Annotated in this window: 11 protein-coding genes; 5 read left to right on the top strand and 6 right to left on the bottom strand. The window is 66.0% G+C overall.

Features of this window, described 5'->3' with window-relative positions; genetic code table 11:
- Positions 1-52 precede the first annotated feature (52 nt).
- Entirely contained in the window at positions 53-919 is an 867-nt protein-coding gene (locus tag H0I76_RS10305; RefSeq protein ID WP_200609787.1) for a porin family protein, read from the top strand.
- Between the two features lie 329 nt (positions 920-1,248).
- A complete protein-coding gene (locus H0I76_RS10300; RefSeq protein ID WP_200610056.1) occupies positions 1,249-2,805 on the top strand; it encodes an arylsulfatase in 1,557 nt (518 codons plus the stop codon).
- Between the two features lie 141 nt (positions 2,806-2,946).
- On the opposite strand, the gene tcuB is transcribed toward H0I76_RS10300, so the two are convergent.
- The 3 genes from tcuB to H0I76_RS10285 are packed head-to-tail and all read right to left on the bottom strand — an operon-like array spanning position 2,947 to position 6,198.
- Complete coding sequence (tcuB, locus tag H0I76_RS10295) at positions 2,947-4,080, bottom strand: tricarballylate utilization 4Fe-4S protein TcuB (protein ID WP_200609786.1); 1,134 nt, start codon at positions 4,078-4,080, stop codon at positions 2,947-2,949.
- Entirely contained in the window at positions 4,070-5,521 is a 1,452-nt protein-coding gene (tcuA, locus tag H0I76_RS10290) for an FAD-dependent tricarballylate dehydrogenase TcuA (protein ID WP_200609785.1), read from the bottom strand. The genes tcuB and tcuA overlap by 11 nt, the downstream gene beginning before the upstream one ends.
- On the bottom strand, positions 5,521-6,198 hold the full coding sequence (locus tag H0I76_RS10285; protein ID WP_200609784.1) for a GntR family transcriptional regulator: 678 nt from the start codon (positions 6,196-6,198) through the stop codon (positions 5,521-5,523). Before H0I76_RS10285 ends, tcuA begins: the two co-directional genes overlap by 1 nt.
- Before the next feature lie 72 nt (positions 6,199-6,270).
- Here H0I76_RS10285 and H0I76_RS10280 point away from each other — a divergent pair, with 72 nt between their 5' ends.
- The gene (locus tag H0I76_RS10280; protein ID WP_200609783.1) at positions 6,271-7,299 is read left to right on the top strand and encodes an AbrB family transcriptional regulator; all 1,029 of its coding nucleotides are present in this window, start codon (positions 6,271-6,273) and stop codon (positions 7,297-7,299) included.
- 42 nt (positions 7,300-7,341) lie between these two features.
- Here H0I76_RS10280 and H0I76_RS10275 read toward each other — a convergent pair whose 3' ends face one another.
- From H0I76_RS10275 to H0I76_RS10265, 3 genes are all read right to left on the bottom strand, one after another.
- A complete protein-coding gene (locus tag H0I76_RS10275) occupies positions 7,342-8,436 on the bottom strand; it encodes a 4-oxalomesaconate tautomerase (protein ID WP_200609782.1) in 1,095 nt (364 codons plus the stop codon).
- A gap of 4 nt (positions 8,437-8,440) precedes the next feature.
- Positions 8,441-10,420 carry a tripartite tricarboxylate transporter permease gene (locus H0I76_RS10270; RefSeq protein WP_200609781.1) on the bottom strand — a complete coding sequence of 660 codons (1,980 nt, stop codon included), beginning with the start codon at positions 10,418-10,420 and terminating at the stop codon, positions 8,441-8,443.
- Positions 10,421-10,501: 81 nt separating this feature from the next.
- On the bottom strand, positions 10,502-11,605 hold the full coding sequence (locus tag H0I76_RS10265) for a Bug family tripartite tricarboxylate transporter substrate binding protein (protein ID WP_200609780.1): 1,104 nt from the start codon (positions 11,603-11,605) through the stop codon (positions 10,502-10,504).
- 142 nt (positions 11,606-11,747) lie between these two features.
- Between H0I76_RS10265 and H0I76_RS10260 the strand changes: the two genes are divergently transcribed.
- A complete protein-coding gene (locus H0I76_RS10260; RefSeq protein ID WP_200609779.1) occupies positions 11,748-12,413 on the top strand; it encodes a response regulator in 666 nt (221 codons plus the stop codon).
- Between the two features lies 1 nt (position 12,414).
- Positions 12,415-13,785, top strand: a complete 1,371-nt coding sequence (locus H0I76_RS10255) for a sensor histidine kinase (protein WP_200609778.1) — start codon at positions 12,415-12,417, stop codon at positions 13,783-13,785.
- The last annotated feature ends 13 nt before the right edge of the window (positions 13,786-13,798 follow it).

The following is a 13,798-nucleotide window of genomic DNA, read 5'->3' as shown; positions in this document are numbered from 1 at the left end:
CGTCTGGGAAACAAGAGAGCAAAGGTATCCAAAGTCCGAGGGGGATGGAGTGATGTGGGCGCGGCATGACGAAACCGGATCCAAGACGGCGGCAAAGAATGGTTTGCGCGATTGCGGGCAGCAAAGTTCCACCGGTTCCCGCGCCGATCGCGCCGTGAAGACCCTCGCGCACCTGGCCGCGAGCTTCTGCGTCGGCGTTGTGGCCACTTCCCTGAGCGCAGGGCAGGCCCATGCCGAGCCCGAGCTCGCAGGCAGCGTCACGGTTTACGGGTGGCTCCCCTGGACCGACGCCACGGTGACCACCGGACGCGGCGGCTTGTCGGCATCGATGACGGGCGGCGACGTCCTCGAGGCGCTCGACTTTACCGTGATGGCGACAGGCAATGTTCAGTATGGCCGCTTCGGCGCGATCCTGGATTTTGTCTACGCGAAACTCAGCAACGACGAGGCAACGTCGCGTGGCTTTCCGGGCACCCGCGCCAAGCTTTCGCTGAAGGAGACCCTCCTCACCGGCGCGCTGACCTACCGGATCCTGGACAAGGAGGGCGCGTATATCGACGCGTTCGCGGGCGCGCGCTACGTCAGCATGTCGGCGGACGTCACGGTGACTGGTGGCGGACCGATCGGGGCTGTCTTGAAAGCCAGTGGTGACCAGTCGTGGGTCGACCCGATCATTGGCGTGCGGGGGCGCCTGCCGGTCACCGACAAGCTGTCCCTCAACGCACTCGCGGATATCGGTGGGTTCGGCGTCGGCTCCCAGTTCAGCTGGGAGATCTTCACCGGGGTCAGCTATGCGTTCACCCAGCGGTTCAGTGGTCAGGCAGGCTTTCGCTACATCTCGATCGACTACTCGAACGATGGGAAAGAGTATGACGTTGACTTCTACGGCCCGGCGGTGGGTCTCACCGTCAAGTTCTGAGTAGCAGCCATTTCGAAGAACCGGTCTTGGGCGGATCCGCGGCATCGGCGGCTCCGACGACCGTGCCGAACGGCGATGGCGCCTCGCCCGGCGCAGGCCGGGCAAGGGGCGCTCGTGTCGCTCCAAGACGTGCCGCGGCGCCACCCCGCACGGCGCCGACGGTTCCATGGTCGAGAAAAAATGTCACAAAATGGCACATTGACCGCCAACCAGTGCCATCTACGTTGGGTTGATGGGATGCCGTAGAAATCAACCTGGAGATATTTCCGATGCTCGACACCGCTGAACGGCCCTGGCACTGGTCCAGAGCCCGGCGAGCCGTGCAATTGATGCTCGCGCTCGTGATCGCCGGCGTCGCCCTTCCGGCGGCAGCACAGACCGGGAAGCCCAACATCCTCGTCATCTGGGGCGACGATGTCGGTCAGAGCAATATCAGCGCCTACACGATGGGCATGATGGGTTATCGCACGCCGAACATCGACCGGATCGCCGCCGAGGGGATGATTTTCACCGATTATTACGGCGAGCAGTCCTGCACGGCCGGCCGCTCATCGTACATCACCGGGCAGTCGGTATTCCGCACCGGGCTCAGCAAGGTGGGGCTACCGGGGGCCGAGCTTGGCCTGCGCGAGGAAGACCCCACCATTGCAGGCCTGCTCAAGGCCGAGGGCTACGTGACCGGCCAGTTCGGCAAGAACCACCTTGGCGACCGCGACGAGCATCTGCCGACGAACCACGGCTTCGACGAGTTCTTCGGCAACCTCTATCACCTCAATGCCGAGGAGGAGCCCGAGAACGAGGATTACCCGGGCGCCATGGTCATGCCTGATGGCTCGACCTTCCGCGACAAGTTCGGTCCCCGCGGCGTCATCAGGTCGTCGGCGGGCGGAGAGATCGAGGACACCGGCCCGCTGACCCGGAAGCGGATGGAGACCGTCGACGAGGAGACGCTCGCGGCGGCCGTCGACTTCATCAAGCGCGCCCACGAGCAGGGCACGCCCTTCTATGTGTGGTGGAACGGCACCCGGATGCACTTCCGAACCCATGTGAAGGACGAGATGCGCGCCAGGGCCAACGAGATCGCCGGCGGCCCGGTTGACGAGTACACCGCAGGCATGATCGAGCACGACATGCATGTCGGCCAGCTCCTCGACCTCTTGGACGAGCTCGGCATCGCGGACAACACGATCGTGCATTACTCGACCGACAACGGCCCGCACTACAACACCTGGCCGGACGCCGCCGCGACGCCGTTCTTCGGCGAGAAGAACACCAACTGGGAAGGCGGCTGGCGCGTCCCCTCGATGGTCCGCTGGCCGGGCAAGATCGAGGCCGGATCCGTCACCAACGAGATCGTGCATCACATGGACTGGATGCCCACGCTGCTTGCCGCGGCCGGGCGGCCCGAGATCAAGGAGGAGCTGAAGCAAGGCGGCGTGCAGGCGATCGGGCGCGAGTACAAGGTGCATCTCGACGGCTACAACGTCCTGCCGCTTCTGACAGGGGAGACCGACGAGAGTCCGCGCAAGGAGATCTTCTACTTCTCGGACGACGGCGACCTGACGGCGCTGCGCTACGACGACTGGAAGCTGATCTTCATGGAGCAGAAGGAATACGCGACCCTTCGCGCGTGGATCGAACCGTTCACACCGCTGCGGGTGCCCCTGATCTTCAACCTGCGGCGTGACCCGTACGAACGCGCCTACAGGACGTCGAACACCTATTACGACTGGATGATCGACAGGGTCTTTTTCCTGGTGCCGGCGCAGAGCTATGTCGGGCAGTTCCTGGGGACATTCCAGGAGTTCCCGCCACGGCAGGAGGCGGCGAGTTTCAGCCTCGAGCAGGTCATGGAGAAGCTGTCGCAGCCGGGTGGCGCTCAGTAACGCTGCAACCTGGCATCGCGGCCCGCTGTGCGCGGCGGGCCGCTTTCCTGTCCAACTGCCACGTTCTGGCGGCGCATCGCCGCACGGGGATTTCAGCCGGCGAGGCTGGGTCGCCCGCGACGGCGATCGACCGCGATACGCTCACGACCTCAGCGACTTCTTCCGCGCACCGACCTGCGCTCGCGACTCTGGTTGGCGCCCCTCCTCGGACACGAGCGCCGCGAGCCGGAAGAACCCGTGGACCATCTTCGAATAGGGCATGAGCAGAAAGAAGGTCATGACCGCACCGAGATGGATCGCGAGCAGCGCTCCGACCAGCCCCGTTCCCGTCGCGGCGTAAAGCGCAAGCCCGCTTGCGCCGACAAAGCCGAGCAGCAGCACGAAGGCCATTTCGCCGCCCCAGACGCGCCGGTCGCCGAGGCTCGGATCGGCTTTCGTCTTCAGCCACGCGAGGCCGGCGCAGCCGACCACCAGCAGGAGCCCGCCAGCGAGCCCCAGAAGCTTCGGCAGGCTGAAGAACGGGTAAGGCGCCTCCATCCCCAGAAGGTAATGCATCACGGTTGCGACGGAGGTCGACGCGAAGCACAGTAGGAACCCGTACATCGTCGCCTGGTGGAACAGGCGGCGGCGGTCGCTGAAGCGATCCGCACGCTCGAAGTTGCAGCCCTGCCCCTGCCCGCCATCGAGGTTCCGCAACCGCGCGGCCGAGCCGATGGCGCCAAGCACATGCTGCAGCCTGACCGCGCCGCCGCCGCTGTCGCGCCAGTAGCGTCGCAGGCCGGCCGCGATGGCGAGGAGGGGCAGCAGGAAGGCCGGGACGAAGACCGCCACCATCGTGGAATGCGCGAGATAGGCGTAGAAGCCCGCTCCGCTCTCGGGCTTGAGGGCAGCGAGCGCGGCGAAGAAGAGCGCGACTGCCCCGACCAATGCGAAGGCGATCGGCACGCCTTTCTCGTGGAATGCGCGGGCGAAGACCTGTGGAACGGCGTATTGCTCCCAACTCGCCTGCCGCACCTCGGCCAGCGCCGCCGGCAGGTTCAGCGCGAACTCGTGCGGCGGCGTGTACTGGCAGGAGTAATAGCAGCCGCGGCAGTTGTGGCAGAGGTTCGCGAGATGGAGCATGTCCGCGTCCGAGAACACCTTCCCGCGCATCATCGCCGGGAAGACCGAGCAATAGCCCTCGCAGTAGCGGCAGGCATTGCAGATCTCGATCTGCCGGCGCGCATCATCGAGCGGTGGCAGCGCCGAGCCCGTTGCGATCGTATCAAGCGACATGGGCGGCGGCCTCCCGGCCTGCGATGCGTCCGAAGACGGTTCCAATGGTCATGCCGAAACCGGCCAGATAGCCCTGCCCCAGGATCGAGCCGGCCATGATCTCGCCCGCCGCCCAGACATTCGCGAGTGGTCCCGTCGAGGTCTGGATCTGCGCGGTCTCGGACACCTTGAGGCCGAGATAGGTGAAGGTGACGCCCGGGCGCAGCTGGTAGCCATAGAAGGGTGGCGTATCGATCGGCCGCGCCCAGTTGGTCTTCGCCGGCTCGATGCCTTCCGTCGCAAGGCCGTCGAGTTCGGTGGGCCGAAACACCCCTTCGCGGCACGCCGCGTTGAAGGCATCGACTGTCTCGGCGAGGTTGCCGGGATCGAGGCCGAGGCCCTCGGCCAGGCCCTCGATGGTGTCGGCCTGCGTGGGCGGAAATACCGAGGGCATGAAGAGATCGATGGATTTCGAGTCGATGATCGCATAGGCGACCTGGTCGGGCTGCCCGGCCACGAGACGGCCCCAGATCGCATAGCGCTTGGGCCAAACGTCCTCGCCTTCGTCATAGAACCGCTGGGCATCGCGGTTGACGACGACCGAGAAGGGCACGCAGTCGAGCCGGGTGACGATACCACCATCGTATTTCGGCGCGCGCCCGTCGATCGCGACCGCGTGGCATTGCGTCGGATCGCCGACCGAGGTGCAGCCCTGGTCGAGCATGTCCCGCAGCACGACACCGCGATTGTAGGGCGTGCCGCGAATGAGAAAATTGGCGGCCGCGGGTCCCCATGCGCTGGTCAGCCACTCGAGATCCGACTGAAACCCGCCGGAGGCGAGGATGAAGGCGCGCGCCACCACGTCGCGCGGCTCGGCGCCGGCCAGCGAGACCCGCAGCCGGGTCACGCGGTTGCCCTTGACCTCGAGATGGACGACCTGCGCCTCGTAGAGAACAGTGACGCCAAGATCCTGCGCCGTGTTGTAGTAGGCGTTCACGAGCGCCTTGCCGCCCCCGAGAAAGAACGCGTTGGTGCGGCTGAGCGAGAGGGTGCCCGAGAGCGACGGCTGGAAGCGAACGCCATGGGCCTCCATCCACGGCAGGCATTCCTCGGACGATCGGATCGCGAGCCGCGCGAGGTTCCCGTCGGTCTTGCCCTTGGTGACGAGCATGAGATCGTCGAAATACTCGTCCTCCTCGTAGCTGTCGGTCAGCACCGAGAGCGGGCCACGGTGCATGCAGCGGAAGTTGCGGGTATGGCGGCTGTTGCCGCCGCGATAGTCGCGCGGCGCCCCCTCGAGCAGAAGCACGCGCGCGCCTGCCTCGGCCATGGTGATCGCGGCACAGAGCGCGGCATTCCCGCCCCCGACGACAATCGCGTCCCAGGTCTCGTCGAGAAGCGAGGATGCTTCATCGAGGCTCGATACGTCCCTGCCGGACGCCGTCGTCCCAAGCGTCGCCATCAATCCTCTCCGATCTGACGTTCCCGCTGACGCAAGGCTTTCAGGCGAACCCTCTGGGCCGCCTCGATATGGGCGCGCATCTCGTTCTCGGCCCGCGCACCGTCGCGCGCCTCGACGGCATCAAGCACCCGCGCATGTTCGGTGACCGCCGCCTCGGCACGCTCGGCCTCGATCAGGGTCGTCGGGCCAAGGATGAGCATCGTCTTCTCCAGCGCGCCGATCGCCTTGACCAGATACCTGTTCTTGGCGCTGTCCTGTAGCGCGCGATGGAATTGACGGTTGAGTTCCGTGGCGCGCGCAGCGCTCGCCCGCGCCGCCGCGAACTCGTCGTTGACCGCGCGAAGCTCGGCAATCTCGATGTCCGAGGCCGCGCGTGCCGCCAGCCGCGCGGCGGTGCCCTCGAGAACCGCGCGCATCTCGTAGAGCTCCATCACCTCGGCGTAGTCGAGACTGCGCACGCTCACCCCGAGACGAGGCTGGTGAGCAACCAGGCCTTCCGCCTCGAGGATGCGCAACGCCTCGCGCACCGGCGTTCGTGAAATGTGGAGCCGCTCGGAAATCTCGGTCTCGCGCAGCCGCGCGCCGGGCGGCAGGACGCCCCGGCCGATCTCGTCGAGCAGGCGACGATAGGCGATCACCCCCTGAGGCAAATCCTCGTCTTGGTCGGATTCGGACATTGCGGCGCGCGCCTCCGTGCTGTATCCACTTGGATACAATCGCATCCACAGGCTGTCAACCGAGATCGCGCAATGCGTCAGACGACCCTCCTGCAGATCAAGACGATCGGTATCGCGCTGGCCGGCACGGCGCTCTTCTGGGCGGTCGGCCTGCCCCTGCCGTTCCTTTTCGGGCCGATGGCGGCCTGCCTCGCGGCTGCGCTGGCCGGGTTGCCCCTGAAGGCTTTCGGGCAAGTGTCGGTGGGTGCGAGGACGATCCTTGGCGTGGCTGCAGGCGCCGCGATCACGCCGGCGGTGCTGCAACAGATCCCGGGCATGATCTGGACGGTCTCGCTGGTGCCCGTCTACATCGTGATCATCGCGCTGGTCGGCGTGCCGTTCTTCCTGAGGCTTGGCTACGACCGTGCAACCGCCTGGTACGCCGCGATGCCCGGAGGGTTGCAGGACATGATCGCCTTCGGCGCGGAGGCGGGCGCCGACGTGCGGGCGCTCTCGCTCATTCATGCTACCCGCGTGCTGATCATCATTACCGTCGCCCCGATCCTCCTAACGACGGTCTACGACGCCAGCCTGTCCCGCCCGCTCGGCGAACCGGCGGCCGACCTTCCATGGATCGAACTTGCGATCATGGCCGCGGCCGCCCTGGTGGGATGGAAAGCGGGCGAGAGGCTCGGCCTGTTCGGGGCATCGATCCTGGGCCCCCTTGCCCTGACTGCCGCGCTGGCAATGACCGGCGTTCTCCATTTCCGCCCGCCACGCGAGGCGATTCTGTTCGCGCAGTTCATGATCGGCACCGGGATCGGCGTGTCCTACGTGGGGGTCACCCTGCGTGAATTGCGGCGCTACGTGCTTTCGGGGGTCGCGTTCGTGCTGGTGCTTGCAGGCCTGGCGGCGGCATTCACCGAGGGCATCTACCTGCTCGACCTCGCCAAGCCCGTCGAAGCATTCCTGTCCTTCGCGCCCGGGGGGCAAGCCGAGATGATCGTCCTTGCGATCGTCGCGGGTGCCGATATCGGGTTCGTGATCGTGCATCACCTGACGCGGATCATCCTGGTGATCCTGGGCGCGCCGATCGCCGCGCGCCTCTACATGCGCGATTGACGCAAGGCGGGGCTCAAGCGTGGGAGGCGCAGCCCGCCTTGCTCAGGCCGGTCCTGCCCAGATCGCATGCGGAACGAAGATCTCGCCCCGCGCCAGCAGCCGCGCCGTGCGCAGCAGGCCGGCCGAGCGGAGCCGGAAACCGCCGTCGCTCAGCTCGAAGTCGACGGTCACGTCGATCTTGCCGCTCGGGTGCTCGATCTCCACGACCGCCGGGCCTTCGCCAGGCCGTTCGGCCAGCCCATCGGCAACAGTACCCGGCGTCAGCGCGCAGGACGCGATGCACTGGGCGCCGGTCACGGCCATCGTCGGATGGCAGTTGCGTGGCATGAAATACCTCGCCGCAATCGTCCCGCCGTCGCGCGGAGAGGCGAGCAGCGCGAATTTCGGCGTGACCGAGTTCGAGACGTCGCCCATCCCCATGAGCTTGCCAGCCTCCTGCCGGATCGCTTCCATCCGGGCATAGAAATCGCGGTTCGCATCGAGGTCGGCTGCGCTCTCGTATCCACTCAGGCCGAAGGCGTCGGCGCGCGCGATCACCACGGGCATCGCCACGTCCATGCAGGTCACTTCGATCCCGTCGATCACATCGCGTAGGCTGCCCGTCGGCAGGAACGCGCCCGTCGACGACCCGACCACGTCCATGAAGTTCAGAAGCACGGGCGCGGCCATGCCGGGCACGCCGTCGATCTGGGCGTCGCCGTCATAGGTGACCGTGCCGCCGGGGGTCTGAACGACGGCCTCGACCATCGCCCCCGTGTTCACTGCATGGATGCGAACGCGCGTCGTATCACCCTGCGGCGCGATCAGGCCCATCTCGATTGCGGCCGGCCCGACACCCGACAGGATATTGCCGCATGTCGGCTTGAAGTCGACCTGCCGGTCCTCGACCGAAACCTGCGCGAAGAAGTAGTCGATATCGGCATCGTCGCGCTCGGACCGCGACAGCATCGCGACCTTGGTCGTGACCGCAGCACCGCCCCCGACACCGTCGATGTTGAGCGGATGCCCCGAGCCCATCGCCGCGATCAGGACCTGCGCCAGAGACTCGCGATCCTGAGGCAGGTCCTCGCGCCGAAAATATGGCCCGCGGGAGGTGCCGCCCCGGAGGAAGTGGAATGGTATGGCCGTCTGTTTCATGGTGTCACCGGAAGGGCCAGGGAAGATCGAACATGTCCTGCGCGAGCCCGCGCGGGAAGTTCAGATTGAGAAGCCACGCAAGGCCCAGCAGGAAGAGAGCCGCGCAGGCCGTCATCAACAGTGTCGTCCCCCAGCTTGCCTGGGCTCGGACCCGCAGGAACACGACGAAGAAGCCGATCATCGCCGCGTAGAAGCCCACGAGCGCGGTTGCCGCGACGAGGCCAGCAAGCCAAAGCGGTCCGGTCCAGAGCCATCCCGTGCCCTCCTTCCCGACATGGTCGCCGATGACCTCGTAATCGAAGAAGGCCGGGTGATCCTCGTGTCCGCTCCACAGATGCCAAAGCAGGATCGCCGCGAACAGGAGGCCGACGGCGGCGACGCCGAGCGGGAACACCTGGCCCAGGAACGAATGATGGGTCGCATCCCAAAGGGCGATACCGAAGAACCCGATCATTGCCACGGCAAAGCCGATCTGCAGGTTCCGGCTGGCATGCGATGTCGTGACGACGTCGCCCGTGGGGCCGGTGTCGTCGACGCGGCTGCGGAGCCCGTACCACACCGAGGCAAGCGTCAGGAGGCCGATGATGATGACGCCGGGCCGGGTCAGGAACTCCCATCCGTTGAACTGCAGGGCCTGGTAGAAATAAGTCTCGGCCTGCGGCGCCAGCACATAGCCGATCAGCAGCGCCGGACGCGGCCAGCCAAAGCGCTTCATCAGGATCCCGAGCACACCGATGACCAGCAGCGCAACCAGATCAGCCAGATCGCGGGTCGCCTGGAATGCCGCAAAACAGATCAGCGCGATCATGCAGGGTGCGAGGAAGCGGAACGGAATCGAGGTCAGGCGCGAGATCGGTTGCGCCAGAGCGAGGCAGATCCCCGCGCCCATGATGTTGGCGAGGGCGAGCGACCAGATCAGCGAATACGTCACATTCAGATCGGTGCCGACCATCGACGGGCCCGGCTCGATTCCGATCAGAACCATGCCACCGAGGAACACCGCCATCGAGCCCGAGCCGGGGATACCGAACAGCACGGTCGGCAGCATTGCTCCGCCCTGCATCGCGTTGTTCGCACTCTCTGGCGCAACAACCCCTCGGATATCGCCTTTCCCGAATTTCGACTTGTCCTTGGCCGTCTGCACTGCGTGCCCATAGGCGATCCAGTCGACGACCGATCCACCGAGGCCGGGGATCGCGCCGATCAGGCAGCCCAGCGACGAACAGCGGATCGAGAGGAAGATGTTGTTGAACCAGTCGCGAAACCCGATGAACCAGCCCGTGCCCAAGGTGTTTCGCTCGGCGATGGCGGCATTCTTGCGCAGGAGGTCCGCGATCTCGGGGACGGCGAAGAGCGCGAGACCCACAATCACCAGCGGGATGCCGTCGTAAAGGTAGTCCACATCATAGACCATCCGGAACTCGCCCGTCGCGGGCGCGGCACCGATCGAGCCGATGACAAGTCCGACAGCACAGGCGGCGAGCCCCTTCGGCAGGCTGCGCCCGGCAAGCACCGCCACCATCGAAAGGCCAAACAGCGCCAGCATGAAAAGCTCGGCCGAGCCGAAGAGCAGGATGATCGGGCGCGCCACCAGAACGAACCCGGTCAGGATCACGGCGCCGACGATGCCGCCGAACAGCGACGAGATGAAGGCCGCCGAAAGCGCACGCGCCGCCTGGCCTTGCCTGGCAAGGGGAAAGCCGTCCTGCACGGTCGCCTGACTGGCTGAAGACCCCGGGATCCCCATGAGCACCGACGCGAACGTGTCCGAGGTCGGGATGACGGCCACGAGGCCGATGAGCATGCCAAGAGCCGAGATCGGATCCATGCCATAGAGAAACGGCACGAGCAGCGAGAGCCCCGCGATGCCTCCCAGCCCCGGAATGACACCGATGACAAGGCCCACCGAAACGCCGAGCAGCATGTAGGCGAGGTGCTCGACGGTCACGAGCGCCGTGAATGCGGCAATCAGTGTTTCAAACATGGCGGGACCTCCCGTTCCCGAGAATCGTGCGTGATTCTGGATTAATTGGGCGGCGCGGAAGCCGCGCCGCCTGCTCGCAGATCAGTCGCCCAGCTTGACGTCGTACTCTGCGGCGAGCATCTCGACCACCTGCTGGCGCGTCTCGGGCGCGATCGTCGTGCCCTTGCGGAAGAGCGCAGCGGCGGCAGGACCGGTCACCTGCTCGTAGGTGCCAAGCACTGCCTCTTTGGTCGCCTGATACTCGGGGTCCTGCTTCATCGCCTCGACCGCGGCCTGGTAGGCGTCCACGATCTCCTTCGGGGTGCCCTCGGGCAGGAACACCATCTTCTGGGCCGGGAACCCGGCGGTGAAGAACGCGAAATAGGCATCATATTCCGGGCCGGACGGCGCCTTGCCCGTCAGCATCTCGTATGCCTCTCCGAAATGCGGCAGGTCCGGGAAGGTCGGGTCGCGCACGAGGTTCCCGTCGGCGTCGAGAGCGCCCCAGCTGAACAGCGGAACCGCGGTTCCCGCATCTACCAGTGGCTGCACGTTTTTGATGTAGCCCGACGATGTCTGATAATCGATGTTGGTCTCGCCGCGCTCGAACGCCAGCCGACCATCGCCGCGGCCCTTGAACCCGAAGACGTGCTGAACATCGAGCCCCATCATCTTGAAGCCGAGCAGCGGCACGAGATCGAGTGACGTCGCGCCCTGGCTGGCATAGACGAGCTGTTGCCCGGCCAGCTTCGAGATATCGCTGGCGCCGCTCACGCCGGTCGAAGGCGAGGTGTAGACCACGCCGCCCGTGGGCGAGGCCATGACGATCTCCCAGACCTGGTAGTCGTAGCGAACGCGCGGATCGCCGAGCAGGTAGGGAAACTGGGTCGAGCCGGAGGTCCCGAAGATGGTGAGGCCATCCGGCCGCGCACGCGCGGCAAAGAGGTTCGCGCCCTTGGTCGAGCCGCCGCCGGGCTCGTTCACGACCACGACGGTCGGCTGACCCGGAAGATACTTGGAGAGGAAGGGGGCGTTGAAGCGCGCCCAGGTGTCCGAGCCGCCGCCGGGCGAGAACGGGATGATCCATTCGATGGTCTTGCCCTCGAAGGATACTTCGGCAGCCGCCGGAACGGCGAGTGCCATGGCAAGCGCTCCGCCCATGAGGCCCAGGGCGCCGCGCCGCGTAAGCGCACGATGAATTCGCATTCTTTCGTCCTCCTGCGTTTCCCCCGCGGCACCATTGGGTGCCGCAATGTCTCCGGGCGGCTTAACGTCGCCGACGCCGCCACTGCTTGATTTCTGCGCTTCTAACGCGCGATGCTGTCAGAAAACTGTCAGGAGGAAAACGGTGCGGATCTTGCTCGTCGAGGACAATGCCGCTCTGGCCTTCGGCATCGAGAACTCCCTGCGGGACAACGGATACGCGGTGGACTGCCTCGCGTCGGGTGACGCCGCAGACGAGTTCCTGGCGGGACAGGGAGCCGACATGGCGATCATCGACGTCAACCTTCCCGGGCTGAGCGGCTTCGAGATCGTCAGCCGGCTCCGCAAGCGCGGCGACGCGACGCCCGTCCTCATGCTCACCGCTCGCGGCGAGACGGAGGACAGGGTGAGGGGACTGGACGTCGGAGCGGACGACTATCTCGTGAAGCCGTTCGACATGGCGGAACTCCTGGCGCGCGTCAGGGCGCTGGCCCGTCGCCGCCCCGATCTGAAACCGACATCGGAGACGATCGGCACCCTGCGATACGAGCATTGCGCGCGCAGGCTGATCGGGCCCGATGGGCCGATCGACCTGAAACGACGCGAGCGGGCCCTGCTGGAGTGCTTGCTGCACAATGCGGGCCGCGTCGTCTCGAAGGAGAGCCTTCTGGAACAGCTTTACGGCACGGGCTCGGACGTCGAGGCGAATGCGATCGAGCTTTCCGTGTCCAGACTGCGCCGGCACATCCTCGGCTCCGGCGTATCGATCCAGACCATTCGCGGCATCGGCTACATGATGAGCACCGACTGAGATGCGGCGCTGGTCGCTGCGAAGCCGCCTCTTCGTCCTGATCGTCCTTCCTCTGGTCGTGGTGGCCGCGCTGGCGGCCATCGTCAGGTTCTTCATGGCAGAAAGGATTTCTGCCCGGCTTTACGACAACACCCTCCTTGCCGTCGCCCTCACGATCTCGCGCGACGTGGTCCTGAGCGAAGGCGACATGCTGGCCGAGCAGCTGCTCGACCGTCTTACCAACTCGTTGGGAGATCCCGTCTACTACCGGATCGTCGGTCCCGGCGGCCGCTTCGTCACGGGTTACTCGACCGCGCCCGAGAAGCAGCCGGGCATCGTGATCGAGCGCGGGATCCCCGCCTTCTACGACTCCGAGGTGCTTGGCGAGCCGGTACGGGTGGTCAGGCTCGAAGAGTTCATCTCCGAACCCCAGTTCGGGGGCTGGGTCACCGTCGAGGTCTGGCAGACCGTGACGGAGCGGGAACGCCTCAGCCTGCTGCTGGTCTATCAGTCGATTGCCATCATGGGCGTGGTGATCCTGGCGGCGGCGCTTCTCGTCTGGTACGGCATCCGCATCGGGCTCAGGCCCCTGACCAACCTCGAGGACGCGGTCCGGCAGCGCTCTCCCGATGACCTCAGGCCGATCCGGCGCGCGATTCCCGAGGAAATCCACAGCCTGGTGGCCTCGATGAACGCGCTGTTCACGCGCCTCCAGCAGGCCTTTGCCGAGCGAGACGCCTTCATCGCCGACGCCGCTCATCAACTGCGCAATCCGGTTGCGGCGATCCAGGCTCAGGCCGAGTCGCTGGCAACCGCGCCCTCCGAGAACGAGATGCGCCGGCGGGTTTCCGTTTTGTCCGACACGGCCCGCCACGTGAGCCGGCTGACGCAGCAACTTCTGACGCTCGAGCGGCTCAGGATCGGCCTTCAGGGCCGGCGACACGCGCCGCTGGACCTGCAGGAAATGGCGACAAACGTCATCGCGCACGCGGCCGCACGGCCCCACGAGCCAGAGGTCCGGTTCGAATACGCCGTCTCCGGCACGCCATACACGGCCGAGGGAGATCCCGTGCTCATCGAGGAAGCGCTGCACAACCTCGTGGACAACGCGGTTCGCTACGGATGCACGGACGGCGGCCGTGTCTGCCTGTCGATCGACTTCGCAGCGACGGGCGTCACCATCGCCGTCGCCGACGACGGGCCCGGCATCCCTGCCGGTATGCACGAGCGGGTGTTCGACCGGTTCTTCCGCGGTGCCCAGCAGGGACAGGATGGCTCGGGCCTGGGCCTTCCCATCGCAAGAAGCATTGCGGAAGCGCATGGCGGATCGCTGGAACTCGACCACGTCGCGCGAGGCACGAGGCTGGTTCTTCACCTGCCGCGCACCGCCTGAGCGCGGCAAGTTT

This window comes from Thermohalobaculum xanthum (genome assembly GCF_016623495.1).
Lineage (GTDB): Bacteria > Pseudomonadota > Alphaproteobacteria > Rhodobacterales > Rhodobacteraceae > Thermohalobaculum > Thermohalobaculum xanthum.
This window is presented reverse-complemented; position numbering and strand designations above follow the sequence as displayed.